At 58.4% G+C, this 23,732-nt stretch carries 25 protein-coding genes and 1 pseudogene; 19 read left to right on the top strand and 7 right to left on the bottom strand.

The features are described 5' to 3' along the window. Positions 1-85: 85 nt before the first annotated feature. From JFU11_RS06775 to JFU11_RS06790, 4 genes are all read right to left on the bottom strand, one after another. Positions 86-970, bottom strand: coding sequence for an ABC transporter permease subunit (locus JFU11_RS06775; RefSeq protein ID WP_030128946.1), 885 nt, complete (start codon positions 968-970; stop codon positions 86-88). Continuing rightward, complete coding sequence (locus JFU11_RS06780) at positions 967-1,848, bottom strand: ABC transporter permease subunit (RefSeq protein ID WP_187326436.1); 882 nt, start codon at positions 1,846-1,848, stop codon at positions 967-969. Before JFU11_RS06780 ends, JFU11_RS06775 begins: the two co-directional genes overlap by 4 nt. A gap of 29 nt (positions 1,849-1,877) precedes the next feature. Continuing rightward, positions 1,878-3,020 carry a polyamine ABC transporter ATP-binding protein gene (gene potA, locus JFU11_RS06785; RefSeq protein WP_201060160.1) on the bottom strand — a complete coding sequence of 381 codons (1,143 nt, stop codon included), beginning with the start codon at positions 3,018-3,020 and terminating at the stop codon, positions 1,878-1,880. Between the two features lie 369 nt (positions 3,021-3,389). Then, a complete protein-coding gene (locus JFU11_RS06790; RefSeq protein WP_201060161.1) occupies positions 3,390-4,151 on the bottom strand; it encodes a gamma-glutamyl-gamma-aminobutyrate hydrolase family protein in 762 nt (253 codons plus the stop codon). A gap of 280 nt (positions 4,152-4,431) precedes the next feature. Between JFU11_RS06790 and JFU11_RS06795 the strand changes: the two genes are divergently transcribed. The 10 genes and pseudogenes from JFU11_RS06795 (at position 4,432) to JFU11_RS06840 (ending at position 15,560) form a co-directional block, all read left to right on the top strand. Beyond that, positions 4,432-5,808 carry a glutamine synthetase family protein gene (locus JFU11_RS06795; protein WP_050681361.1) on the top strand — a complete coding sequence of 459 codons (1,377 nt, stop codon included), beginning with the start codon at positions 4,432-4,434 and terminating at the stop codon, positions 5,806-5,808. A gap of 233 nt (positions 5,809-6,041) precedes the next feature. After that, entirely contained in the window at positions 6,042-7,532 is a 1,491-nt protein-coding gene (locus JFU11_RS06800) for an aldehyde dehydrogenase (RefSeq protein ID WP_201060162.1), read from the top strand. 52 nt (positions 7,533-7,584) lie between these two features. Then, a complete protein-coding gene (locus JFU11_RS06805; RefSeq protein WP_201060163.1) occupies positions 7,585-8,868 on the top strand; it encodes an FAD-binding oxidoreductase in 1,284 nt (427 codons plus the stop codon). Positions 8,869-9,813: 945 nt separating this feature from the next. Continuing rightward, on the top strand, positions 9,814-10,362 hold the full coding sequence (locus JFU11_RS06810; protein WP_008011722.1) for a cupin domain-containing protein: 549 nt from the start codon (positions 9,814-9,816) through the stop codon (positions 10,360-10,362). Between the two features lie 297 nt (positions 10,363-10,659). Next, positions 10,660-11,121 (top strand): annotated as a pseudogene (locus JFU11_RS06815) (GNAT family N-acetyltransferase); the annotation flags it as partial. A gap of 176 nt (positions 11,122-11,297) precedes the next feature. Then, on the top strand, positions 11,298-12,293 hold the full coding sequence (locus tag JFU11_RS06820; RefSeq protein ID WP_201060164.1) for an isocyanide synthase family protein: 996 nt from the start codon (positions 11,298-11,300) through the stop codon (positions 12,291-12,293). Next, on the top strand, positions 12,293-13,009 hold the full coding sequence (locus JFU11_RS06825) for an HAD-IA family hydrolase (RefSeq protein ID WP_201060165.1): 717 nt from the start codon (positions 12,293-12,295) through the stop codon (positions 13,007-13,009). The genes JFU11_RS06820 and JFU11_RS06825 overlap by 1 nt, the downstream gene beginning before the upstream one ends. 27 nt (positions 13,010-13,036) lie before the next feature. Then, positions 13,037-14,797 carry an L-tyrosine/L-tryptophan isonitrile synthase family protein gene (locus JFU11_RS06830; RefSeq protein WP_201060166.1) on the top strand — a complete coding sequence of 587 codons (1,761 nt, stop codon included), beginning with the start codon at positions 13,037-13,039 and terminating at the stop codon, positions 14,795-14,797. 158 nt (positions 14,798-14,955) lie between these two features. Further along, positions 14,956-15,249 (top strand): type II toxin-antitoxin system RelE/ParE family toxin, encoded by a 294-nt coding sequence (locus JFU11_RS06835; protein ID WP_201060167.1) that lies wholly within the window; start codon positions 14,956-14,958, stop codon positions 15,247-15,249. A 2-nt stretch (positions 15,250-15,251) separates the two neighbouring features. Next, positions 15,252-15,560, top strand: a complete 309-nt coding sequence (locus tag JFU11_RS06840) for an addiction module antidote protein (protein WP_095053372.1) — start codon at positions 15,252-15,254, stop codon at positions 15,558-15,560. 61 nt (positions 15,561-15,621) lie between these two features. On the opposite strand, the gene JFU11_RS06845 is transcribed toward JFU11_RS06840, so the two are convergent. Then, positions 15,622-15,906, bottom strand: a complete 285-nt coding sequence (locus tag JFU11_RS06845; protein ID WP_201060168.1) for a hypothetical protein — start codon at positions 15,904-15,906, stop codon at positions 15,622-15,624. Between the two features lie 594 nt (positions 15,907-16,500). On the opposite strand from JFU11_RS06845, the gene JFU11_RS06850 reads away from it, so the two are divergent. After that, on the top strand, positions 16,501-16,890 hold the full coding sequence (locus JFU11_RS06850) for a hypothetical protein (protein WP_201060169.1): 390 nt from the start codon (positions 16,501-16,503) through the stop codon (positions 16,888-16,890). A 15-nt stretch (positions 16,891-16,905) separates the two neighbouring features. Then, entirely contained in the window at positions 16,906-17,310 is a 405-nt protein-coding gene (locus JFU11_RS06855) for an HD domain-containing protein (RefSeq protein ID WP_201060170.1), read from the top strand. Positions 17,311-17,359: 49 nt separating this feature from the next. Here JFU11_RS06855 and JFU11_RS06860 read toward each other — a convergent pair whose 3' ends face one another. Next, positions 17,360-17,800 (bottom strand): hypothetical protein, encoded by a 441-nt coding sequence (locus JFU11_RS06860; RefSeq protein WP_201060171.1) that lies wholly within the window; start codon positions 17,798-17,800, stop codon positions 17,360-17,362. Between the two features lie 117 nt (positions 17,801-17,917). Between JFU11_RS06860 and JFU11_RS06865 the strand changes: the two genes are divergently transcribed. Beyond that, entirely contained in the window at positions 17,918-18,592 is a 675-nt protein-coding gene (locus JFU11_RS06865; protein WP_201060172.1) for an isoprenylcysteine carboxylmethyltransferase family protein, read from the top strand. Positions 18,593-18,735: 143 nt separating this feature from the next. Further along, positions 18,736-18,939, top strand: a complete 204-nt coding sequence (locus tag JFU11_RS06870) for a hypothetical protein (RefSeq protein WP_201060173.1) — start codon at positions 18,736-18,738, stop codon at positions 18,937-18,939. 830 nt (positions 18,940-19,769) lie between these two features. Here JFU11_RS06870 and JFU11_RS06875 read toward each other — a convergent pair. Beyond that, positions 19,770-20,606, bottom strand: a complete 837-nt coding sequence (locus JFU11_RS06875) for an NAD(P)H-dependent oxidoreductase (RefSeq protein ID WP_201060174.1) — start codon at positions 20,604-20,606, stop codon at positions 19,770-19,772. Positions 20,607-20,691: 85 nt separating this feature from the next. Here JFU11_RS06875 and JFU11_RS06880 point away from each other — a divergent pair, with 85 nt between their 5' ends. From JFU11_RS06880 to JFU11_RS06900, 5 genes are all read left to right on the top strand, one after another. Then, on the top strand, positions 20,692-21,585 hold the full coding sequence (locus tag JFU11_RS06880) for a LysR family transcriptional regulator (RefSeq protein ID WP_123720031.1): 894 nt from the start codon (positions 20,692-20,694) through the stop codon (positions 21,583-21,585). A gap of 215 nt (positions 21,586-21,800) precedes the next feature. Continuing rightward, positions 21,801-22,589, top strand: coding sequence for a DeoR/GlpR family DNA-binding transcription regulator (locus JFU11_RS06885; RefSeq protein WP_201060175.1), 789 nt, complete (start codon positions 21,801-21,803; stop codon positions 22,587-22,589). Between the two features lie 61 nt (positions 22,590-22,650). Further along, the gene (locus JFU11_RS06890) at positions 22,651-22,887 is read left to right on the top strand and encodes a hypothetical protein (protein ID WP_007904583.1); all 237 of its coding nucleotides are present in this window, start codon (positions 22,651-22,653) and stop codon (positions 22,885-22,887) included. A 124-nt stretch (positions 22,888-23,011) separates the two neighbouring features. Continuing rightward, positions 23,012-23,248, top strand: coding sequence for a hypothetical protein (locus JFU11_RS28040; RefSeq protein WP_080772176.1), 237 nt, complete (start codon positions 23,012-23,014; stop codon positions 23,246-23,248). Between the two features lie 71 nt (positions 23,249-23,319). Beyond that, positions 23,320-23,718, top strand: coding sequence for a DUF5329 domain-containing protein (locus JFU11_RS06900; RefSeq protein ID WP_201060176.1), 399 nt, complete (start codon positions 23,320-23,322; stop codon positions 23,716-23,718). Positions 23,719-23,732: the final 14 nt, after the last annotated feature.

Consider the following 23,732-nt stretch of genomic DNA (forward strand, 5'->3'; position numbering starts at 1 on the left):
GTTGCAGGTTTGGGGGCCGCTTCGCGACCCAACGGGGGTAAACCCCCTCACCACAGGATGGTGTTCAGTTAACTGCACCGCAGCACTAGGCCGTCGCTTCAACCCGCTGGTTTTTCGGTTGCTGCCAAGACTCGCTGGCGGTCTGGTCCATCGCTTCCTGGATCGCCCGTTTGCGCGTGGCTTCGGCCTTGCGGCTGAAGTACCAGACCATGAACGTGACGATCGACACCGCCAGCAGAATCAGACTGGCCACGGCATTGATCTCAGGCTTCACGCCCAGACGCACCGCCGAGAACACTTCCATCGGCAACGTCGTCGAGCCTGGCCCGGAAACGAAACTCGCCAACACCAGATCATCCAGCGACAAGGCAAACGACATCATGCCGCCCGCTGCCAGCGACGGCGCGATCATCGGGATGGTGATCAGAAAGAACACCTTGAACGGACGCGCACCCAAGTCCATGGCCGCTTCTTCAATCGACAGGTCCAGCTCACGTAAACGCGCCGATACAACCACCGCCACATAGGCTGCACAGAACGTGGTGTGCGCGATCCAGATCGTCACCAAACCACGCTCCTGCGGCCAGCCGATCAACTGCGCCATGGCCACGAACAGCAGTAACAGCGACAGACCGGTAATCACTTCCGGCATCACCAACGGCGCCGTCACCAAACCACCAAACAGCGTGCGACCCTTGAAACGCGTCACACGGGTGAGCACGAAAGCGGCGAGGGTGCCCAACGCCACGGCAGCAATCGCGGTGTAGCAGGCGATTTCCAGCGAGCGCACCACCGAGCCCATCAGTTGCGAGTTGTCGAGCAGGCCGACGTACCACTTCACCGACCAGCCGCCCCACACCGTCACCAGTTTCGAGGCGTTGAACGAGTAGATCACCAGAATCAGCATCGGCAGGTAGATAAACGACAGACCGAAAATCAGCATGAACTTTGAAAATCCGAAGCGTTTCATCCCCGTCCCTCCATCTCTTTAGCCTGGCTGCGGTTGAACAGCAGAATCGGCACAATCAGAATCGCCAGCATCACCACCGCCAGGGCGGATGCCACCGGCCAGTCGCGGTTGTTGAAGAACTCCTGCCACAGCACGCGTCCGATCATCAGCGTTTCCGGGCCGCCCAACAGTTCCGGAATCACGAACTCACCGACCACCGGAATGAACACCAGCATGCAACCTGCGATGATCCCGTTCTTGGCCAGCGGCACGGTGATTTTCCAGAAGTTGTTGAAGTTGCTCGAACCCAGGTCTGACGCGGCTTCCAGCAGGCTTTGATCGTGCTTCACCAGGTTGGCGTACAGCGGCAACACCATGAACGGCAAGTAAGCGTAAACAACCCCAATGTAGACCGCCGTGTTGGTATTGAGGATCTCGATCGGATGCGACGTGAGCCCGGTCCACATCAGGAACGCATTGAGCAAACCGTTATTGCTGAGAATGCCCATCCACGCATAGACGCGAATCAGGATCGCGGTCCAGGTCGGCATCATGATCAACAGCAGCAAAACGTTCTGCGTTTCCTTGTTGGCCTTGGTGATCGCGTAGGCCATCGGGAAACCGATCACCAGGCACATCAGCGTGCTTAAAAACGCGACCTTCAATGAGCCGAAGTAAGCTGAGATGTACAGCTCATCTTCAGTCAGCAGCGAGTAGTTGCCGATGTTCAGCAGCAGCTGAAATTTCTGTTCGGCGAAGGTGTAAATCTCGGAGTAGGGAGGAATGGCCAGCGCCGCTTCCGAGAAGCTGATCTTCATCACCAGGAAGAACGGCAACAGGAAAAACAGGCACAACCACAGGAACGGAATGCCGATGACCAGTTTGCGGCCGCTGGGCACCAGGCGCAGGAACTGCTGATTGAAGGTTCTCATGAGCGCAGTACCACGCCGCTGTCGTCTTCCCACCACACGTAAACCTGATCGTCCCAGGTCGGGCGTGCGCCACGGCGTTCGGCGTTGGCCATGAACGACTGGACGATCTTGCCCCCGGGCAATTCCACGTAAAACACCGAGTGGCCGCCGAGGTAGGCGATGTCATGCACCTTGCCTTCGGACCAGTTGTAGCGGGTCTCGGGCTTGAGGGTGCTGACCAGCATTTTTTCCGGGCGGATGGCGTAGGTGATCGACTTGTCCTGCACCGAAGTACTCACGCCGTGGCCGACGTAGATCTTCTGTTGCAGATCCGGGCTGTGAATGATCACGTGACCTTCCAGATCCTCGACCACGGTGCCGTCGAAGGCGTTCACGTTGCCGATGAACTCACAGACCATGCGGCTGACCGGTGCTTCATAAATGTCGACCGGGCTGCCGATCTGGGCGATCCAGCCCAAGTGCATGATCGCGATGCGTTCGGCCATGGTCATGGCTTCTTCCTGATCGTGGGTCACCATCACGCAGGTCACGCCGACCCGCTCGATGATTTGCACCAACTCCAGTTGCATCTGCGAGCGCAGCTTTTTATCCAGTGCACCCATCGGTTCGTCGAGCAGCAACAGCTTCGGCCGCTTGGCCAAGGAGCGCGCCAGTGCCACACGCTGACGCTGTCCGCCGGACAACTGATGGGGTTTGCGTTTGGCGTACTGGGTCATGTGCACCAGCCGCAGCATCTCTTCGACACGGGCGTCGATTTCGCTGGCGGGCAAGCGGTCCTGCTTGAGACCGAAGGCGATGTTCTGCTCCACCGTCATGTGCGGGAACAGTGCGTAAGACTGGAACATCATGTTGATCGGCCGTTCGTACGGTGGCATGTCGGTGATGTCGACACCGTCGAGCAAAATCCGCCCTTCGGTCGGGCGCTCGAAGCCGGCGAGCATGCGCAGCAGCGTCGATTTACCCGAGCCGGAACCGCCGAGCAGGGCGAAGATTTCCCCTTGATGGATCTCCAGGGACACATCGTCCACGGCGGTGGTTTCGTCGAATTTCTTGGTGACGCGGTCGACTTTCACCAACACCTTTTTCGGTGCCTGGTGACCTTCAAGAGCCTTCCTGTAGATGCTGGAGGCGTTTGCCATATGAAACTCCCAACAGGTTTCAGTCGTCGGGCCAACGCGGCCTGACTTAGTAGTTGATTGCAAGCCCAAGCCGTACGGTGCCAGTCAATTCAAACGAAGATCCCTGTGGGAGCGGGCTTGCCCGCGAAAGCGGTGTGTCAGGTAACGATAATGTCGACTGACACACCGTCATCGCGGGCAAGCCCGCTCCCACAGGGGTTTGCGTTTGAATCACTGACCCGTACCAGTCGGGCTTATTCGGCACCGCCATCCTGGCTGCCTGGTCGTACTTGTTGTTATTGCGGTTCATCTATTACGTGAGCGACCGGCGCGCAAAGGCACGCCCGCCAGACTCACGGGGGCAGTTAAATCGTGGAGTACTTTTTGAAGTCAGCGCGTATTACGCAGCGCCGCCCGTTGCCGGCACGCTTCGCCAAACGCCTGGAAAATACTCAAATAGGGCGGATTCGAAAGCACCTGCCATTCCGGGTGCCATTGCACGCCGACGGCGAAGGCCTTGCTGTGCTCGACGGAGATCGCCTCGATCAAACCATCTGGCGCGACAGCTTCAGCGCGCAGGCCGGGAGCGAGCTGGTCGATGCCCTGGCTGTGAATCGAATTGACCTGGAACATCTGTGGCAGGTCCAGCGCTTCGAACACGCCACCTCGCTGCACGTTGACCGCATGAGCAGGCGCGTATTGCACAACCAGGTCCGGGTGATCCGCTTCGCGATGATCAAGGTAGCCGGGTAGGTCGTGCACCTTCTGATGCAGGCTGCCGCCGAACGCCACGTTCATTTCCTGAAAGCCCCGGCAGATGCCGAGCACCGGAACACCGGCGGCAATAGCTGCGCGCAATAAGGGCAGGGTGGTGGCGTCCCGTTGCGGATCGTGATCCGTGCCGGGGGCACTGGCCGGGCCTTGATAGTGGAAGGGTTCCACATTTGATGGCGAGCCGGTCAGCAACAGACCGTCGAACTGCGCGAGCAGGTCATCGATTTCGGTCAGATCGCCTAAGGAAGGAATGACCACGGGCAACCCCAAAGCCGCGACGCTGACAGCGCGCAAATACTTGTCGCCGCTGACGTGGTAGGGGTGCAGGCCAATCTGTTTGACGCACGCAGTAACGCCGATCAATGGCTTGAATGCCATTTTTATCACCTCGAAGTTTCACACTTGAACGAGCTTTTCCGGAGCTTAGCCTTGTTGATTTTAATTAACAACTCTCATGTAAAAAATTCTAAACGCCAGGCGTCTGATCTTCAGGAATTACGTGGCGCGCAAGACTGATCTGGCACTCATGGCCCCAAAAAAGGCCCGTAAATAAAGGTTGAGAGGTCAAGTGTTCGCTATTGACTTCACTTTGCCGTTCGGGTTGACTGGGCTCGCAACAAGGTAGTGAACATAATAATTAACAGCTAATAGGTGCATCATGTCGGTCCCTCTGCGTGCCGTTCAACTCAACGAAGCAAACGCATTCCTTAAGAAATATCCTGAGGTTTTGTACGTCGACCTTCTGATTGCGGATATGAACGGTGTGGTGCGCGGCAAGCGCATCGAACGCACCAGTCTTCATAAGGTTTACGAAAAAGGCATTAACCTCCCGGCGTCACTGTTTGCCCTGGACATCAACGGTTCTACGGTGGAAAGCACCGGCCTGGGTCTGGACATCGGCGACTCGGATCGCATCTGCTTCCCCATCCCCAATACCCTCAGCATCGAACCCTGGCAGAAGCGCCCGACCGCGCAGCTGTTAATGACCATGCACGAACTCGAAGGCCAGCCGTTCTTCGCTGACCCGCGTGAAGTGTTGCGTCAGGTGGTGAGCAAGTTCGATGACATGGGCCTGACCATTTGCGCGGCGTTCGAACTGGAGTTCTATCTGATCGACCAGGACAACGTGAACGGTCGTCCGCAGTCGCCACGCTCGCCGGTGTCCGGCAAACGCCCGCACTCGACTCAGGTGTATCTGATCGATGATCTGGACGAATACGTCGATTGCCTGCAAGACATCCTCGAAGGCGCGAAAGAGCAGGGCATCCCCGCTGACGCTATCGTCAAGGAAAGCGCCCCGGCGCAATTCGAAGTGAACCTGCACCACGTCTCCGACCCTATAAAGGCCTGCGACTACGCGGTGTTGCTCAAGCGTCTGGTGAAGAACATCGCCTACGACCACGAGATGGACACCACCTTCATGGCCAAGCCGTATCCGGGCCAGGCGGGCAATGGTTTGCACGTACACATTTCGATTCTCGACAAAGAAGGCAACAACATCTTTGCCAGCGAGGATCCCGAGCAGAACGCCGCACTGCGTCACGCGATCGGCGGTGTGCTCGAGACCCTGCCGGCGCAGATGGCGTTCCTCTGCCCGAACGTCAACTCGTACCGCCGTTTCGGCGCGCAGTTCTATGTACCGAACTCGCCAAGCTGGGGCATCGACAACCGTACCGTTGCGGTACGCGTGCCAACCGGTTCGGCGGACGCCGTGCGCATCGAACACCGCGTTGCGGGTGCCGATGCCAACCCGTACCTGCTGATGGCGTCGGTGCTGGCCGGTATTCACCACGGCCTGACCAACGAAATCGAACCGGGCGCCCCGGTGGAAGGCAACAGCTACGAGCAGAACGAGCAAAGCCTGCCGAACAACCTGCGCGATGCTTTGCGTGAGCTGGACGACAGCGAAGTCATGGCGCGCTACATCGACCCGCTGTACATCGACGTGTTCGTCGCGTGCAAGGAAAGCGAACTGGCCGAGTTCGAAAACTCCATTTCGGACCTTGAGTACAACTGGTACTTGCATACGGTTTGATGGGTCAAACACCGTCAGTCAAGGATGAAAGGTGGGCGTACACAGATCATGTGTACACCGCCCACCCTGTGGGAGCGGGCTTGCCCGCGATGGCGTCATCACCGCCAACATTAATGGCGCCTGATACACCGCAATCGCGGGCAAGCCCGCTCCCACAGGGATTGCATTTCAAATCTTTAACTGACTGGCAGTCAGCCCAACGATCAACTATTCCTCTGCGTAGAGTCACAACCATGACAAACACTCGCAGCGACTGGGAGCAACGCTTCCAGTCCCTCACACTAGAAGGCCGCGCATTCATCGACGGCCAATACCGCCCGGCACTCAGCGGCGATACCTTCGAATGCATCAGCCCGGTCGACAGCCGCTTCCTGGCGAACATCGCCAGCACCGACGAAGCCGACGCCAATGCCGCCGTGCAGGTTGCACGCCGCACCTTCGAGTCCGGCATCTGGTCCAAACTGCCCCCGGCCGAGCGCAAGCGCGTCCTGATTCGTTTCGCTGATCTGATTCTGCAAAACCAGGAAGAACTGGCGCTGCTCGAAACCCTCGATATGGGCAAACCGATCAGCGATTCCATGAGCATCGACATCCCAGCGACCGCCAACGCGATCCGCTGGAGCGCCGAAGCCATCGACAAAATCTACGACGAAGTCGCCGCCACACCCCACGACCAACTCGGTCTCATTACCCGCGAGCCGACAGGCGTCGTCGCCGCCATCGTGCCGTGGAATTTCCCGCTGATCATGGCCAGCTGGAAGTTCGCCCCGGCCCTGGCGGCAGGCAACTCGTTCATCCTCAAGCCTTCGGAAAAGTCACCGCTGACGGCGATTCGCATCGCGCAGTTGGCCCTCGACGCCGGCATCCCCAAAGGCGTGTTTAACGTCCTGCCAGGCTTCGGTCACACCGTCGGCAAGGCGCTGGCGTTGCACATGGACGTCGACGTGCTGGCCTTCACCGGCTCGACCGCGATTGCCAAGCAACTGCTGATCTACGCCGGGCAAAGCAACATGAAACGCGTCTGGCTGGAGGCGGGCGGGAAGAGCCCGAACGTGGTGTTCGCCGATGCGCCGGATTTGCGCGCGGCAGCACAAGCGGCGGTCAGCGCGATTGCCTTCAACCAAGGCGAAGTCTGCACCGCCGGTTCGCGCTTGTTGGTGGAGCGCTCGATTCGCGAGCAGTTCATTCCGCTGCTGGTGGAAGCGCTGCAAGCCTGGAAACCGGGCCACGCCCTCGATCCTGAAACCACCGTCGGCGCGGTCGTCGATCAGCGCCAACTGGACAACGTGCTGCGCTACATCCAGATCGGTAAAGACCAGGGTGCGCAACTGATCGCTGGCGGCAATCGTACCCTCGAAGGCACCGGTGGCCTGTACGTGGAACCGGCAATTTTCGACGGCGTGACCAACGCCATGACCATCGCCCGGGAAGAAATCTTCGGCCCGGTGCTGTCGCTGATCACCTTCGACACTGCTGAAGAAGCCCTGCAGATCGCCAACGACAGCATCTTCGGTCTGGCTGCCGGTGTCTGGACCAGCAACCTGAGCAAGGCCCATACCTTCGCTCGCGGCTTGCGCGCCGGCAGTGTCTGGGTCAATCAGTACGACGGCGGCGACATGACCGCGCCGTTCGGCGGGTTCAAGCAGTCGGGTAATGGTCGGGACAAATCGCTGCATGCGTTCGACAAATACACCGAACTCAAAGCGACCTGGATCAAGCTCTAACACTTTTACAGCGGTGGTTGCCGGTACACGCCGGCGGCCTTCGGAGAAATGTATGAAACAAGCACATGTAAACAGCTACTACGCCGCAACCCGCAACTTCACCGGTGACTTCCCGGTGCTGGAACAAGCGGTGGACTGCGACGTCTGCGTGATCGGCGCCGGCTACACCGGTCTGTCCTCGGCGCTGTTCCTCAGCGAAGCGGGCTACAGCGTCACCGTACTGGAAGCCGCCAAAGTCGGCTTCGGCGCCAGCGGTCGCAACGGCGGTCAACTGGTCAACTCCTACAGTCGCGACGTTGATGTGATCGAAGAACGCTACGGCGACAAAACCGCCGAAGTGCTCGGCAGCATGATCTTTGAAGGCGCCGACATCATCCGCTCGCGCATCAAAGAGTACGACATCAAATGCGACTACCGCCCCGGCGGCATCTTCGCAGCGCTGAACAAAAAGCAACTCAACGGCCTGGCTGAGCAGAAGAGCAGCTGGGAGCGTTACGGCAACAAAAACCTGAGAATGCTCGACGCGGCTGACATCAAGCGCGAAGTCGGTTGCGACAACTACGTCGGCGGCCTGCTCGACATGCAGGGCGGCCACGTCCACCCGCTGAACCTGGCCCTCGGTGAAGCCGCCGCGATCATCAGTCTGGGCGGCAAAATCTACGAACAATCCGCCGCCGTGGAAATCACCTACGGCGAACCGATCACCGTGCGCACCGCCAAAGGCGTGGTGCGGGCCAAGTACCTGCTGATCGCCGGCAACGCCTACCTGCCTCAAGACCTCGACAACCGCGTCACGCGCAAAAGCATGCCCTGCGGTTCGCAAATCGTCGTCACTGAGCCGCTGTCCGAAAGAGTCGCCCGCAGCCTGATCACCAACAACTACTGCGTCGAAGACTGCAACTACCTGCTCGACTACTACCGTCTCACCGCCGACAACCGTCTGCTGTACGGCGGCGGCGTGGTCTACGGCGCCCGTGAGCCCGACGACATCGAGCAACTGATCAAACCAAAAATCCTTAAAACCTTCCCGCAACTCAAGGACGTGAAAATCGACTACCGCTGGACCGGCAACTTCCTGCTGACCATGTCCCGCATGCCGCAATTCGGCCGCATCGAAAAAAACGCCTACTACATGCAAGGCTACAGCGGCCACGGCGTCACCTGCTCGCACCTGGCCGGCAAACTGATCTCGGAAATGATCCGCGGCGACGCCGAACGCTTCGATGCTTTCGCCTCCCTGCCACACATGCCCATGCTCGGCGGCCGCACCTTCCAGGCCCCACTCACCGCCATGGGCGCCGCGTATTACGCGCTACGCGACCGGTTCGGCATCTAAGTAGAACCTTGCCGGCGGCCATCCCAAAAATGTGCCGCCGGCTAATGCCAGTCATAGCAGGGCACCGCTCCCAGAAGGGAATTGGTGACATACACAAATCTTTCGAACAACACCGATCACTGTGGGAGCGGGCTTGCCCGCGAAGAGGTCAGCACCTCAACATCAATGTCACCTGACACACCGCCATCGCGGGCAAGCCCGCTCCCACAGGGATTCAGGCCGAACACCAAATGTGTGGTCAACCCGGACCAACTGTGGGAGCGAGCCTGCTCGCGATGAGGCCCTATCAGCCGCCATCGATGTCGCCTGATACACCGCCATCGCGAGCAGGCTCGCTCCCACAAGGAAACTGGCGACATACACAAATTTTGCGAACAACACCGACCACTGTGGGAGCGGGCTTGCCCGCGAAGAGGTCAGCACCTCAACATCAATGTCACCTGACACACCGCCATCGCGGGCAAGCCCGCTCCCACAGGGATTCAGGCCGAACACCAAATGTGTGGTCAACCCGGACCAACTGTGGGAGCGAGCCTGCTCGCGATGAGGCCCTATCAGCCGCCATCGATGTCGCCTGAAACACCGCCATCGCGAGCAGGCTCGCTCCCACAAGGAAATTGGCGACATACACAAATCTTTCGTACAACACCGATCACTGTGGGAGCGGGCTTGCCCGCGATGAGGACAGCACAGTCAACATAGATGTCGGCTGACACACCGCCATCGCGGGCAAGCCCGCTCCCACGGGTTTCGTAAATGGGCGGACGACTATCATTCACCTATTTGATTTATCTGCCGTTTATCGAACCTGCTGAGCAACACCAACAAACGTGATTTAATACCCGCCTTTCACGGTTCCGGGACGGGAAACGGCGTAACCCGCGGCCACCAGTCGCCCGCCACCCACCCCCATTACCCCTTAAGTATTCTTCGCATAAGGCTGTCATGGACACGGGCTCACGACTCAAATTAGTACGCGAAAGCTACAAACTGTCCCAGCGCGAGCTGGCACGGCGTAGCGGCGTCACCAATGCCACCATTTCCCTGATCGAACAGAATCGCGTCAGTCCCTCCGTCAGCTCCCTTAAAAAACTGCTCGAAGGCATCCCCATGTCCTTGGCGGACTTCTTCACCTTCGACCAACCGCCTCGCGAACACCAATACGTGTTCCGCGCCAATGAACAGCCGGATCTCGGCCGTCATGGTCTGCGGTTGTTGCTGATTGGCGCTTCGGTACCGAGTCGGCAGATGCGGCTTTTGCGCGAGCAGTACGCGCCTGGGGCGAGTTCTGGCGAAGAACCCATCGTGCATGCTGAAGGGGAGGAGTGTGGGCTCGTTACCCGTGGCACGGTTGAGCTCACCGTTGATGGGCAGATTAGTGTGTTGAATGCCGGGGATGGGTATTACTTTCCGACGACGCTGCCGCATCGATTTCGCAATATTGGGGCGGATGAGGCGGAGATCATCAGCGCCAACACCCCGGCGAACTTCTGATACCGATAGCGAACATCAAACCTGCAGCAACCGAAGGCTGCGTTCGGCTGCGAAGCAGTCGTAAATCCGGGTACTGTTCCTAATCATTGCGCTCCACAATTGACAACCCGGATCATCCAAAACACTATCGGCCCATGACCTACACACGCCGCATGAACATGATGTGCTCCTACATGACCGCTTCCGGCGGGCCATGAGGTCATGCGTTCACAGAATTTGACGTAATCACCCAAGGCCCCGCCAGAAATGGACGGGGCTTTTTAGTTCTCCGTCTACCGATGGCTAACGGAGAATGAAATGTTCGAGATTAGACGCGCCACGCACAGCGATGCCCAAACGGCGTTCGACATTCGCCTTCAAGCGATACGGCATCAATGCATCGGTGCCTATACCACGGAGCAAATGCTGGCCTGGACGGCAGGAGCAGCCAAGGACGGATATAGCGACCTGATGGATAAACACTTTTATCTGGGCTGTATTCAGGGGGAGCCGGTGGCGACAGGAATGCTTGATCTGGAGAGGAGCGAAATCGGCGCGATCTTTGTCCTCCCGAGCTTTATGCAACGAGGCATTGGCTTGAGAGTCTTGGACTACCTTGAATCCCTGGCACGGGATTTGGGGCTGAGGGAAGTCAATCTCGACGCCACGTTGAACGCAGCTGACTTTTACCGGCGCTGCGGTTTCGTGGGTGACAAACCTGCTATTTACCATTCGCCCTCCGGGCTTCAGCTGGCTTGTGTTCCGATGGTGAAAGGGCTAGACAGAATTGATTGCTTCACCGACAGGAGACCCGGAGGAGCTCGTGCAGCCCGCAATATTCCTGATTGCCACGATTGACAGTCCTAACGACTTGTAGGAATTTAGCCGCCCGCAGGTAAGGCATATCTGCTGACGGCCAAAAAAATGGCCGTTATTCACCACACAAGGGATTGTCTATGCAAGGTTCAAACACCGTTGCTCAACAGGTGTGCGGTCAGCTGGTGCACGAGCATCAGAACACTCCACACATGAACATTGCCCAGCAAATCCTCGAATGCCTGTTTCGACGTCGTAGCCTTGCCCCGGGGGAGGATCACGAACTTTCATTACAGGTGCTGGAACCCCATCTGGCGAAAGTAATGCAGGCGGTCGAGAGCGGTCGCAAGGTCGAAATGGTCTTGCCAGCCTTTCCCGGCAAGTCGCCCAGCCGCAAGAAAACCCTCAGCCATCTACCCGATCTTGCTGAACATCACGCAATCGACGAGTTACATCGCCTGTGCAAGGAGATCCAGGAGATCTACGCACCGGGAGCGCTGATTCATATCTGCTCCGATGGCTATGTGTTCTCTGACTTGGTGCATGTTCCCGATGCAGACGTTAAGGCCTACACCGACTCTATCCAGGACTACGCCGAACAGCACTATCCCGGCACGTTCGCCCATTTCGACCTCAGGGATGCCTATCCTCCGCTTGATTGTCTGGACGCCATGCGTGAGGAGATGATGATTGAGCACGGTCAATCATTGGTCTTGTTGCAGCAGCGTTTCAAGGATGATCCGCACATGATGTTGATGTACTGCGGTATCCATCGCTTTCTTTCCGAGGATTACTCGGGGCTCAAAGTATTCGCCGGCATGAGCCTTAATGCGGTGAAGAAAATCGCCAAGCCGGCCTCGCAGCGGGTGATCCAGCGCAGTGAAGCCTGGAGTGCGCTGTTACAGGCGCGCTACCCGAATTGCCTGCGCCTGTCGATTCACCCGCAACTGGCGGTGTCGACGAAAATCGGTATCCGGTTGGTGCCAACCAGTGACCTGTGGCGTACGCCCTGGCATTCGGTGGCTATCAAGCGGCGAGGTGTGGTCACCCTCGAAAAACGCAGCAATGTCGATGAGCGCTACCACCGCCTGGTGTTTCGCAAGGGGCGTCCTTGTCACTACGCCAGTGCTCAATGATGACGTCTCGGTTGCGGGTCGAAGCCGTACTCTTCGATTTGGATGGGACCTTGGTCGACACCTTGCCTGACATCACGTGGTGCCTGAACCAAGTGTTGCTCGAACACGGTTGCCCGGCGCAGACGGCGCAAACAGTGCGGGGTTACATCGGCGGCGGGGTCACGGCGATGATCGAGCAGCTTGCCACGCAGTTCGGCATAGCCGATGCGGTCGCCCTGCACCAGCGCTATGTGGCGCTGTATCAAAACAACCTTGTTCAATTTTCCCGGCCATTCAGCGGTGTGCTTGCCTTGCTTGAAGGCTGTCGCCAGTTACACGTGCCGTTGGCAATCGTGACCAACAAGACTGAGGACATGGCTCGGCAAGTAGCCGATGCGCTGCTTCCACAGAATACCTTCGGGACGATTCTGGGGCATCGCGCGGGCAGGGCGCTCAAACCTCAGCCGGATGTGGCATGGGAAGCCGCCCGGCGATTGTCGGTTGATCCGCAACGCTGTTTGTTCGTCGGTGACACCGAGATCGATCTGAAGACCGCCCGTGCTGCAGGCATGTACTCGGCGGCGGTCACCTGGGGATATGGCCTGACCCCAGCATTGCAGGCCCAAGCCCCGAACTTCTGCTGCGAACAGCCGGCCGGGTTGCTGCGCATTCTGCAGCAAGTCTGCGGAACAGCGCATGCGTTCACCGAACATGGCGACACTGTTAAATCCTATTGATACACACACTCTCAAGGAAGTTGTTCTATGGAACATAGAGACGCATGGATCGCTGCCGTCAGCGATTTGCTCGCGGGTTATCTGCTCAAAGGCACGGATGATTGTTTCGACACACAAGGCAGAGCGCATCTCGCGCTACGCCTGGGGCATTGCTTCGATCAGAGCCTGCCGGTGCGTCTGGTACTGCCAGGTTTTCCCTGCAAGTCGCCGAACGCCACTGACCAGACATTCGGCGTGTTGCCGGATTATGGCGAAGTCATCGCCATCGAGCGCCTCGACCAACTCGGCCAAGCCATCGCCGCGTTGCACGCACCGGGCTGTGTGGTGTCGATCCTCAGTGACGGAACGACCTTCAACGACATCGTCGGGGTGGCCGACGACGTTCGCGAGACCTACAACCGGGCGTTGCGTGAACTGTGCACCACCCATACGATTCAGTGGGTCAGCATGGAAGACCTGTTCCCTCAGGCCCAAAGTGCCGAGTCGGTTCGCGCCAGCCTGATCAAGCAGGCCCGTCTGCCCTGGAAAAACCTTGGGGATCTGATCGAGCAGAGCCGGCACGATGAATCCCTCAGCCAGGCACATGACCACCTCTGCAGCCACCTCTACAACGACCTGCGTCTGTGCCGTGAAGACGGGCAGAGCGAGGACGAGTACCTGCAGCAAATCAACTTCAAAGCCTACCAAATGATGTTTCGCGGACAGGCATTGAATGCGGCAGTGGATCGTTTCTTCGGCGATGACATTCGATTGTCGGTCCATCAATACAGCAATGCCGGGCCCAAATTCACCTTCGGCTTGGCCGAAGGGCTGACCCGTGTCGACAGCCCCTGGCATGCCGTGCCGGTGTGCAACATCGATGGCAGCCAGAGCCTTCGCGCACGCGCTCAGGTCGACCTCGACCACCATGTGCTGGTCACTTGGCAAGGGCGGCCGTGGCTCTACCACCAAACAGAAAACCCGCAGGCCAAAGGCTTCGAATACGAACTGCAAAAACTTCCGCTCTTTGGCCTGGTAGTGCGAGACCCGTTGGGGCTGGGTTTCGAACGACTGTCCACGGGCCTGCTGGAGGCACTGGTGGAAACCTTCGGTTTCGTCTGCCTCAAGGGCTGCCGCTTCGACGACCAGGACAGTTTTGCTCGCAGCTGCGAACGTTTCGGCACGCTGTACGAATGGGCCTTCGGCGCCGTGCACGTGGTCAAACCCGCGGACAAACCGCAAGGCGTGGTGCACTCGCTAGAGAAAACGCCTTTGCACTGGGACCTGAACATGCTGCCCGACAGCGACGCACAGGTTCAGCGCAATCCGAAATTCTGCGCCAGTAAATTCATGCTGTATTGCAAGACAGCGCCGCAACCGGGCGAGGGCCAGACCACCATCGTCGACAGCCGAAACGTACTGCGCAAAGTCGGGCAGCAAGTCGCCCGACAATGGCAGGATGTGAACATCACCTACTACACCAAAATGACCTACTTCGGTGGCTCACCGCGCATGTACAGCCTGGTGGATCATCACCCCCGCAGCGGCGAACTCATCCTGCGTTACCAAGAGGGCACCGACTCGACACTGCAGACCCTGAGCCAGTCTGTGCAGGACCATGACGAGGAGGCTCAACAGGCGTTGTTGGAACAGGTCAACTCGCTGGTTTATGACCCGGATTGCATGATTGCCCATCAATGGAGTGAGGGGGATTTGGTGCTGATTGATAACTATCGGACGTTGCATGGTCGGTTGCCGATGTCGGCGGGTTCTTCGTCGCGGGAGTTGTGGCGGGTGCAGGTTTACTGATTGGTGTTGTCTTGCGGGCCCTGGAGATAGGGCTTGCGAGAAGTCTCGAATCATCAGTAACCGTTTCGTCATGCTGCCTACACGATTCGGGGAAAAAACACACTGGACCAGAGAATGGCCTGACTGCTCGTCTGTATTCACATGGATACAGTCGAGCAATGAATTATCTTGTTCAGCAAACCACAATCTTCGTGGCATGGCATGCCTCGATTCGCGACTTGCGGGCCAAGGTTGCAATCGCTCGTCGCATTGACCGTGCCTCTGCGGGTAATCTAGGCGATATCAAGCCGGTAGGTGATGGTGTCTCCGAAATGCGCGTGGATGTCGGCGCTGGCTATCGGGTTTACTTCACTATGAGAAATGGCGCAGTCATCGTTTTGCTGGCCGGTGGTGACAAGTCTTCGCAAAACACCGATATCCGACGGGCGAAAAAATTGGCAAGGGAGGTTTAAAAATGGGCCACACGTTGACTACCTTCGACATGGCGGCACTACTCGACAGCGACGAAGCCATCAGCGAGTACCTCTCTCAGGTACTGGCAGACGGCGACAACGAAGAATTTCTTCGTGCTATTGGCTACGTGGTAAAGGCCCGTGGCATGACACAAATTGCCAAGGATTCTGGAATGGGCCGCGAAAGCCTGTACAAGGCTTTCGCGCCAGGCGCGAAACCACGTTTTGATACGGTTCTAAAGGTCATCCATGCCCTTGGCATTGATCTCTGCGCACAACCGGGACATGCGGCAAATCACTCGATTGTCTGAGCGCGACCTCGAAAAAGGTGACAGATCTATTTAAACAAATGGATCTGTCACCTTTTTGATTTTACGGCGTATCAAAACCACGCTGCTCAATCACCCGAAACACATCGCTCACATCCTGGACCATGATCCGGGCGATGTTGGTGACGGTGTTGATGTCGTGCTCGGCGTAGTCGGGGAGGCTGGTGCAGGCCATGAGGTTGAGGTATTTGAGGACGGCGTTGAGGCGTTCGCTGAGGCAGTTGTGGAGTTCGCGTAGCGGGGCATCGGCGTCGATGAGGAGGACGGGGTGGTCGGTGGCGTGGTGGGACATCGGGGTGTAGTGGCGGAGCGGGTTGTTCGTGGTCATTGGTAGTTCTCTAAGAAAGTAAATAGAGGTGCCACCTTTTCGCTGCGAAACAATTGGGTGGCAGCTGTACGCGGGTTCGCAGACCGAGAGATGACCTAAACCCGGCAGACTCGAAAGTCTCCCACGCACAACCGCCATGAAATGAAACGCGGGCGAATTTTGCCAGAATTTTCATTCGACGGTGAAGGCCATCTCTCCTTGGGGCTGCGAAACCCTATCGCTAACTGCGGTCAGCGACAGACCCACTCTAGGCAGCCATTTTGGTAGCCGCAACCGGGCTGTAGGACCACACGCGGTCACTGTGGCGAGGGGGCTTGCCCCCGTTCGGTGGCGCAGCCGCCGCAAAACCGGGTGCTACGGTGTGTCTGAGGAAACGGGCTAGTAGGGTTTGGAGCTGCTTCGCAGCCCAGCGGGAGCAAGCTCCCTCGCCACAAACGGTTATTTCCTACGAGATTCTCAGACTTCAAAATCCTGGCCGCGTGTTCATCGAACGATCAGGCGCGGGATTTTCGGCGGTGAGGTCGCTTGCTTCCGTTCAGCGCCGCCACCGTCGTAGACTGAAAGCCAACGGGAATTCAAGGATGGAACGCGCCCATGATCGAAATCGGCAGCCGCAACAACGCCCCTACGGCGCAGCACACAACTCAGGACATTTACCTCTTCCACATCGACCTTTCCTGCCCTGACAAGCCTTTTTGTTTCGAACAGTCCATCGGTGGCGGTCATTGCGAGCAGGGTGGGGCGGCGTGGTTGGCGGTGTCGGAGCTTGAGGCTTGGCTGGGTGAGTGGCGTCTGCATTTGCAGAAGTCCGGTTGTGGCTGGGTCGCAGAGCTGGTGGAGAGTCATCCGGGCGTCGATCAGGCGACGCTGGTGTCGATGATTCTCGAACGTCACGCTGAGGGCGCGAAGCCTGTGGGGCGGTGGAAGGCGATTGCAGTTTGTTTCAAACGCAACATTCATTTCAGCGGCCGTTACGGCGTTTAACCCGAGGAAAATCCCATGAGTCAAACACTGGAACGCGCCATTGCCATCGCCGCCGCAGCGCATGAGGGGCAGGTGGACAAGGGCGGCGCGCCTTACATCTTGCATCCACTGAGAGTCATGCTGCGGGTGAACACGCTGGAAGAGCGCATCGTCGCGGTGCTGCATGACGTGGTCGAGGACTGCGGCATCAGCTTCGATGATCTGCGTAACGAAGGCTTCAGCGAAACGGTGCTGATGGCAATTGCGTCGGTGACCAAGGTGCCGGACGAGTCCTACGAGGAGTTTGTCGAGCGTGCGGCGCAGAACCCGATCGGGCGGGTGGTGAAACTGGCGGATCTGGAAGAGAACAGCGACTTGTCGCGGATTGCCCAGCCGTCCTGGGAGGATCTGGAGCGCGTTGAGAAGTATCGGCGGGCATAGGGGTGTTGCGTTCGTAGAGTGGAATTCCAGATTTACTGCGTGCTCATGCTTATAAAACGCCCTTTGCCGGCGACGCATCGGGCTTGGCAATCCAGCCGACATAAGTGAGCCAGAGACCGATCAGCACGGCGACGCCGAAGCCGACTTGCACCAGCAACGGCACCCTCGCCGATACCGCCACGCCACGTTCAATCAGTTGCGGCGCGGCCAGGAGTACAGCGCCGCGAAGCGCCAGGAACCAACCGAACAGGGAAATCACAACCGCCGCGGCGTTCGACCAATATTGATGGAACGCGATGATCAGCAGGCCACCGAACAACAGCAGGGCGCCGGCAAACCACACGGTGAGCGGGCTCGCGAAGAAGTCGGCCGCCAGTGGCCCCATGTCTGGCGCCCGCACGGCGATGATGCCGGGCACGATGAGCAGCCAAGGCCCAATGACGCGTGCGAATGCGCGGGTGCGCGCTCGGGATTCTGCTGTGGCGGGCATGGGAGTTCCCTCGATCACGTCGCTCGGTGGTTAGGGGAACTCTAGACTCCATTTGCGGGCCTATCGAATATGCCAAGCAAAATGGAAAAGACAGAAACTCCCCAGGAACCGAAGGCGATGTCACGCCGTACGGCCATCACTTATGGGATCGGCCTGCCGCTTGCGCTGCTGGTATTGATCTTCCTGCCGGCTGGCACCATTGCCTGGCGGCCCGGATGGGTATTGCTGATCGTTCTGATTTTGGCTTTGGGCGCGTCAGGCCTTGTCCTGGCGTGGGTCAACCCTGTGATCTTTCGCGCGCGCAGCCGGATTCAGCCAGGCACTAAAAGTTGGGACAAAGCGCTGCTGGCGCTCATATTGCCGACGATGACGGCGGTCCTGCCGGTCGCGGCGATCGATGCCGGGCGTTTCCATTGGTCGGCGGTACCGGCCTGGTTGGTGCTAGGCGGCTACATCGCTGTGCTGGCGGGCATCGCGGTGACGGGCTGGGCGCAGGCAGTGAATCCGTTCTTCGAACCAGGTGTGCGCATCCAGGTCGAGCGGCATCAGCGCGTGATCGATCGCGGCCCTTACCGTTTCGTGCGTCACCCCGGGTACATCGCCGCACTGTTCCTGTTCTTCGGCATGGCCCTTGCGCTGGGTTCGTTCTGGGCACTGGTGCCCGCCGCGCTGGCGTCGGCGTTACTCGTCTTGCGCACGGCATTGGAGGACCAGCTGTTGCGGTCCGAGCTTGCAGGGTATGACGATTACACCCGTCGAGTCCGGTGGAGATTGGTCCCCGACCTCTGGTGAAGGCCAGGGTTGGATAGTGGTTTCCGAGCGGGAGGAGAGGAGCGCCAAGGCTGGCCGCCCCTTCATGACTTCACACACTGGGCCGGCAAAAAACAACGCTTTTGCTCGCCTGTTACGTTCATATTCAGGTCGAGGAGAACAGCATGAAATCCCGGATCATTGGGCTGCGAGTGGCCGGCACCGTCTACGCACTGATGGCCTTGGCGCAACTGGGGCGCCTGATTATTCGCCCCGAGGTTCTCGTTAATGGGTATCCCATGCCCCTGTGGCCAAGCGTGCTCGCCTTGGTATTGCTCGTAGTATTGAGCGTCTGGATGTGGTCGCTCACACAGTCGCGAGCAGAGTGAGATTCAAGACGATATCTACGCCGATCGGGTAGGCATTTGGATTTGGATGCCATACACGATTTTTCCATTCAACGATTTTTGAAATCGTGGTCTGTCCCGGGATTTCCTTTCGGGTGGTAAACATGACAGTGGTGTTCGAAACTGACGCTCGTGAAATACCGGGACAGACCACAATTTTTCCGTTCAACGAATCGTGGACTGTCATGTGCTGAAGATCAAAAGATCGCAGCCTTCGGCAGCTCCACAAAGGCGTAATCAAGTCCGTCTTGCGGCGTTAGTATTTTTCCATTCTGCAGTCATCCCCCTAGAAAAGAATCGGTCTAAAAACTCCGACCCAGCCTTCGAACGATTTGCTATTCTGAAGCTGTAGGTGAAGACGCAGACTGATGCGCAAAGGGATAGCGAGGAAGCGTGGGGCGCGCTCCCAAGGGTACACGGTTAGAAAGATCTCCGCGCTGAGATCCAGCCCTTATGCCGTGTGAGGCAGAACAGCCGAAAGCAACAATTTTCTGTTCTGTGAGAGGCCCGATAAACCTTGTAAGCCAGAGACCAGCGCTGGCCACCTACATCGATTTCAGAAGCCCGCCTTGTGCGGGCTTTTTCGTGTTTGCGAGCCGGTTAAATTATTTCAGCCCGACGCGTTCTTTGTAGCAGCTGCCGAAGGCTGCGTTCGGCTGCGAAGCAGTCGTAAATTCAGAAATTGCGGTACATCAGGCAGACCGAGTTCACCGGATTCACGACTGCTTCGCAGCCGAACGCAGCCTCGCGAGCTCGACAGCTGCTACAAGCCTGACGCAGGCTTCGACAGCTGCTACAGATCGCATTACGGCTTAACTCACGGCAATCGCTTTTGCGTTTGGCGCATGTACGCTTGGTTTCTCACGCTCTGCCTGTCCAACGTGAGCCGCAAAGCCAGACTGATCCGAAGCAACTTCCGCGCGCAATGTGAGTTGCGGAATGTCATACGCCCCAGCATTCTGCGGTCGGAAAGGAATCGGTGCGGTCTTCCATAGGTCATCAAGCCGTTGGCCGAGCGCGTCGCAGGTCGTCGAAAATCTCTCCTCATCCATTCGGCTGGTGCGATAGATCACGAACGGTGGCAGCACGTCGAAGCCGGGGTAAAACAGTACGCCGTGCTGGATGGGGAATAACAGATCATCGATGGGCCCATTGATGCCCCGAGGGCTGTAATGAGACTCCCATCCACCTGCAGTGACGATCAGCATCGCCCGTTTGCCCGCCAGCGTACCTTCCCCATAGCGGTTGCCCCAGCGCGCATCGGAGTGTTCCCCCACGCCATAGGCAAACCCATAGGCATAGACGCGTTCCACCCAGCCTTTGAGAATCGCCGGCATCGAGAACCACCACAGCGGAAACTGCAGAATGACGGCATCGGCCCAGAGCAGTTTTTCCTGTTCGAGGACGATGTCCTGGCTTTGTCGACCCTCTTCAAACGCATGCTTTGAGTCCAGCGAAGGATTGAACCGCGATTCGGCTGGCCGGCCAGGACTGTCATCGGCATCCAGTGAGGCTTTCCAGTCCATCGCGTATAGATCGGAGACCTGCACCTGGTGGCCGGCGGCCTCCAGGCGTTTGACAGTAAAGTCCTTGAGCGAACCGTTCAATGATTTGGGTTCGGGATGGGCATAAACAAGCAGAACTTTCATGGCTGAGTCTCCAGTGTCAGGAGCCAGCAGAATCAGACTTTAGCCGGTATATTGGAAATGAATAACCAATATGCCAGGTATTACCATGAATAATCTGCGACGCCTGGACATCAATCTGCTGCTGACCCTTGATGTCTTGCTCTCGGAACACAACGTGACCCGTGCGGCGCAACGCCTGAATTTGTCTCAACCGTCGGTGAGTGTTCATCTCGCCAAGTTGAGGGACATTTTCGGTGATCCGCTGTTGCTGCCAGGACCACGGGGCATGCGGCCCACGGCCAGGGCTGATGAGTTGCGCGAGCCGTTGCGTCAGGCCCTGGAAGCCCTGGAGCGCGCCGTGTCGCCCGCCAGCCCTTTCAACCCGGCCGAGGCACGGCAGACGTGGAATGTCATGGCGTCCGACTACGGTGAGACGACTATCGTTTTGCCTGCGTTAGCCGGGCTGCGTTCGGCAGCACCGGGCACGCGTTTGGCGGTGTTTGACCTGGTTCCGTCACAGATCGCCAAGCAAGCGGAGCAGGGGGCAATCGATCTGGCTTTTCACACCAGCGAGGACGCGCCCCTCGGGTTGCGACGTCGCGCGTTGTTTACCGAGCAGTATGTTTTGGTGGGCCGTGCCGGGCATCCGCAGTTGAAAAAGCGGCCGACACTTGCGCAATTCTGCGAGCTCGACCACGTGATCGTGTCACGGGATGGTGGAAGTTTTCAGGGTGTCACCGACCAGGCGCTTTCGGCGGTGGGCATGACGCGCCGGGTGGTGCTTTCAGTCCCGCATTTCCTGTTTGTGCGGTCGGTGGTGGAGAGCACAGACATGGTGGCGATGCTGCCGTCGCGGCTGGTTCGCGATGCGGGGGCGCTGGAGGTGGTCGAGCCACCGCTTGAAGTCCCGGGTTACGAGATGTCGATGCTCTGGCCCGAGCGTGTTCATCGCGACCCTGCGCATCAATGGTTGCGCGAGTTCATCGTGAGTGCGTTGTGAGGGGCATCAGTTGACCACAATCCTGTGGGAGCGGGCTTGCCCGCGATGGCGGTTGCACATCCAGCATTGATGTCTCCTGACACACCGCCTTCGCGGGCAAGCCCGCTCCCACAGGTTTCGCGTGTGCCATTTGACCCGTTTTCCCTTCTGCTGCCGGTTGTGTTCATCCCGGTGTTTGGCTAATCTCGCACAAACACGCAAAAACAGGCAAAACCATGCAAGCCGAGCATTCCTCCGCCGAACTCCCGCAGCTGCGCCGTCAGAAAATCCTGCTGATCCTCGAACGCGACGGCAAGGTCATGGCCTCCGAATTGAGCCAGCATTTCGCCGTGTCCGAAGACACCATCCGCCGGGACTTGTCGGAGCTGGCCAGCGCCGGGCTGGTGCAGCGGGTACACGGCGGGGCGCTGCCGCGGCCCAAGGACACGGGCAAGGATTACTTCACCCGGGTTGGCGAAACCGATGAAGTGAAAACCCGGCTGGCCCAACTCGCCGCACGCCGGGTCAAAGATGGCCAGATCGTGATTTTCGATTCCGGCAGCACCACACTGCAGATCGCACGCTCGCTACCCGCAGACATCTGCATCACGGCCATCACCGCGTCGCCAATGATCGCGATCACCCTCGCCGAATACAAAGGCATCACGGTTATCGTCGCCGGTGGTCAGCTCAACCCCGCAACGATGTCTTCCAGTGGCCATGAAACCCTGCGGCTGATCGAGGGCATCAAGGCCGACCTGGTGTTCACCGGGGTCTGCGCCATTCATCCGGAAGTCGGCATCAGCTCGCTGCATTTCGATGAGGTGCCGGTGAAGCAGGCGATGCTCGCCAGCGCTTCCCATGTGATTGCCGTCACCACCGCGGACAAACTGGGGGCGGTGGAGCCCTTCGTTGTTGCGCCTTGCAACCGCGTGCATACCCTGATCACCGAGCGTCACGTGGCCTCGGGCAATGTCGAGGATTATCAAAAACTGGGGATCGAGGTGGTGCAGGTAGACGCTTGAGTGTCATCGCGGTCAGCGCTGCATGGGTTACGCTGATAGCTACGACGGGAGGAATGCAGTCATGACTGAGCGCCATATGATCCACTCGGAAACGCTATCGAACGGATGCACGATCAAGGTTAAGGCCGAGATATTGAGAGACGGTTCGCTGGGGATGTTCATCGGTGTCTACTGGCCGGACGGTTCGGCCATCGTTGAGGACAACCATCCGTCGCCGCATCTGCTGGACATGGAGGCCGCGCTGGACTGGGCCATCGAAAAAGCCAAAACCATCGGCAATAGCCAAAGAACGCTGTAAGGCCCGGCGATAACTGAATCATTGATTGGCTGGAAGGTCGTAGCTATGGGTTTGAACGCACTGCGATTTATTTCGCGGGAAGCGTCACCTCATCCCCGCAGCTCTGACCTTTTAGGACGTTCAAATGAAGCGCACCGCGATAATGACCCTGGCCATTGCAAGTACCCTCCTGTTGGGAGGTTGCTTTCCTCACTGGGAAGATGACGACAGGTACGATCGGGATCACCGCCGTGAATACCGTCGCGACCATGACCGAGGCTATGACCAACGTGATGGTCGAGGGTATGACCGGGATTACGACCGTCGTGATGATCGCCGTCGTTATCGCGATCGGGACCGCGATGACCGGGACGACGATTGATACTTGCCGTCAGCCTTCAGAGCGGAGGGCACCACCGCTCTGATCTGCCGTTGGTTATGCGAGGCCCAACCATGGGAATTCTGCCTGGACATTTCACTTGGCGCCTCGGCCAATGGCTGATCGCGTCGAGTATCGGCCTGACCGCCATAACGCTCGATGCACAGGCGCAAACCCCACCTCAAGCCACTCAGGAAATAAACAGCTTGCTGGACTTTGTCGAGCACAGCGAGTGCCGGTTTGTGCGTAATGGAAGCGAATACCCGGGCGCTGAGGCCCGGGTACATTTGCAGAAGAAGCTGACGTACCTCGAAGACAGGAACAAGGTCAACAGCGCAGAAGACTTCATCGAACTGGCGGCCAGCCAAAGCAGTATGAGTGGCCGCGCCTATGAAGTGCGCTGTCCGGCAGGCGTACAACCGGCCAGCCTCTGGCTGAAGACTGAGCTACAGAGGCAACGGCAAAGTCATTGATTCCCTCTTGATAG

The sequence above is a fragment of the Pseudomonas sp. TH37 genome (assembly GCF_016650735.1).
GTDB classification, from domain to species: Bacteria; Pseudomonadota; Gammaproteobacteria; order Pseudomonadales; family Pseudomonadaceae; genus Aquipseudomonas; species Aquipseudomonas farris.

Bases quoted from the DNA above. Each gene is read 5' to 3' on its own strand.
- JFU11_RS06775 (WP_030128946.1), bottom strand. From the start codon at position 970: ATGAAACGCTTCGGATTTTCAAAGTTCATGCTGATTTTCGGTCTGTCG.
- potA (WP_201060160.1), bottom strand. From the start codon at position 3,020: ATGGCAAACGCCTCCAGCATCTACAGGAAGGCTCTTGAAGGTCACCAG.
- JFU11_RS06790 (WP_201060161.1), bottom strand. From the start codon at position 4,151: ATGGCATTCAAGCCATTGATCGGCGTTACTGCGTGCGTCAAACAGATT.
- JFU11_RS06795 (WP_050681361.1), top strand. From the start codon at position 4,432: ATGTCGGTCCCTCTGCGTGCCGTTCAACTCAACGAAGCAAACGCATTC.
- JFU11_RS06800 (WP_201060162.1), top strand. From the start codon at position 6,042: ATGACAAACACTCGCAGCGACTGGGAGCAACGCTTCCAGTCCCTCACA.
- JFU11_RS06805 (WP_201060163.1), top strand. From the start codon at position 7,585: ATGAAACAAGCACATGTAAACAGCTACTACGCCGCAACCCGCAACTTC.
- JFU11_RS06810 (WP_008011722.1), top strand. From the start codon at position 9,814: ATGGACACGGGCTCACGACTCAAATTAGTACGCGAAAGCTACAAACTG.
- JFU11_RS06820 (WP_201060164.1), top strand. From the start codon at position 11,298: ATGCAAGGTTCAAACACCGTTGCTCAACAGGTGTGCGGTCAGCTGGTG.
- JFU11_RS06825 (WP_201060165.1), top strand. From the start codon at position 12,293: ATGACGTCTCGGTTGCGGGTCGAAGCCGTACTCTTCGATTTGGATGGG.
- JFU11_RS06830 (WP_201060166.1), top strand. From the start codon at position 13,037: ATGGAACATAGAGACGCATGGATCGCTGCCGTCAGCGATTTGCTCGCG.
- JFU11_RS06835 (WP_201060167.1), top strand. From the start codon at position 14,956: ATGAATTATCTTGTTCAGCAAACCACAATCTTCGTGGCATGGCATGCC.
- JFU11_RS06840 (WP_095053372.1), top strand. From the start codon at position 15,252: ATGGGCCACACGTTGACTACCTTCGACATGGCGGCACTACTCGACAGC.
- JFU11_RS06845 (WP_201060168.1), bottom strand. From the start codon at position 15,906: ATGACCACGAACAACCCGCTCCGCCACTACACCCCGATGTCCCACCAC.
- JFU11_RS06850 (WP_201060169.1), top strand. From the start codon at position 16,501: ATGATCGAAATCGGCAGCCGCAACAACGCCCCTACGGCGCAGCACACA.
- JFU11_RS06855 (WP_201060170.1), top strand. From the start codon at position 16,906: ATGAGTCAAACACTGGAACGCGCCATTGCCATCGCCGCCGCAGCGCAT.
- JFU11_RS06860 (WP_201060171.1), bottom strand. From the start codon at position 17,800: ATGCCCGCCACAGCAGAATCCCGAGCGCGCACCCGCGCATTCGCACGC.
- JFU11_RS06865 (WP_201060172.1), top strand. From the start codon at position 17,918: ATGTCACGCCGTACGGCCATCACTTATGGGATCGGCCTGCCGCTTGCG.
- JFU11_RS06870 (WP_201060173.1), top strand. From the start codon at position 18,736: ATGAAATCCCGGATCATTGGGCTGCGAGTGGCCGGCACCGTCTACGCA.
- JFU11_RS06875 (WP_201060174.1), bottom strand. From the start codon at position 20,606: ATGAAAGTTCTGCTTGTTTATGCCCATCCCGAACCCAAATCATTGAAC.
- JFU11_RS06880 (WP_123720031.1), top strand. From the start codon at position 20,692: ATGAATAATCTGCGACGCCTGGACATCAATCTGCTGCTGACCCTTGAT.
- JFU11_RS06885 (WP_201060175.1), top strand. From the start codon at position 21,801: ATGCAAGCCGAGCATTCCTCCGCCGAACTCCCGCAGCTGCGCCGTCAG.
- JFU11_RS06890 (WP_007904583.1), top strand. From the start codon at position 22,651: ATGACTGAGCGCCATATGATCCACTCGGAAACGCTATCGAACGGATGC.
- JFU11_RS28040 (WP_080772176.1), top strand. From the start codon at position 23,012: ATGAAGCGCACCGCGATAATGACCCTGGCCATTGCAAGTACCCTCCTG.
- JFU11_RS06900 (WP_201060176.1), top strand. From the start codon at position 23,320: ATGGGAATTCTGCCTGGACATTTCACTTGGCGCCTCGGCCAATGGCTG.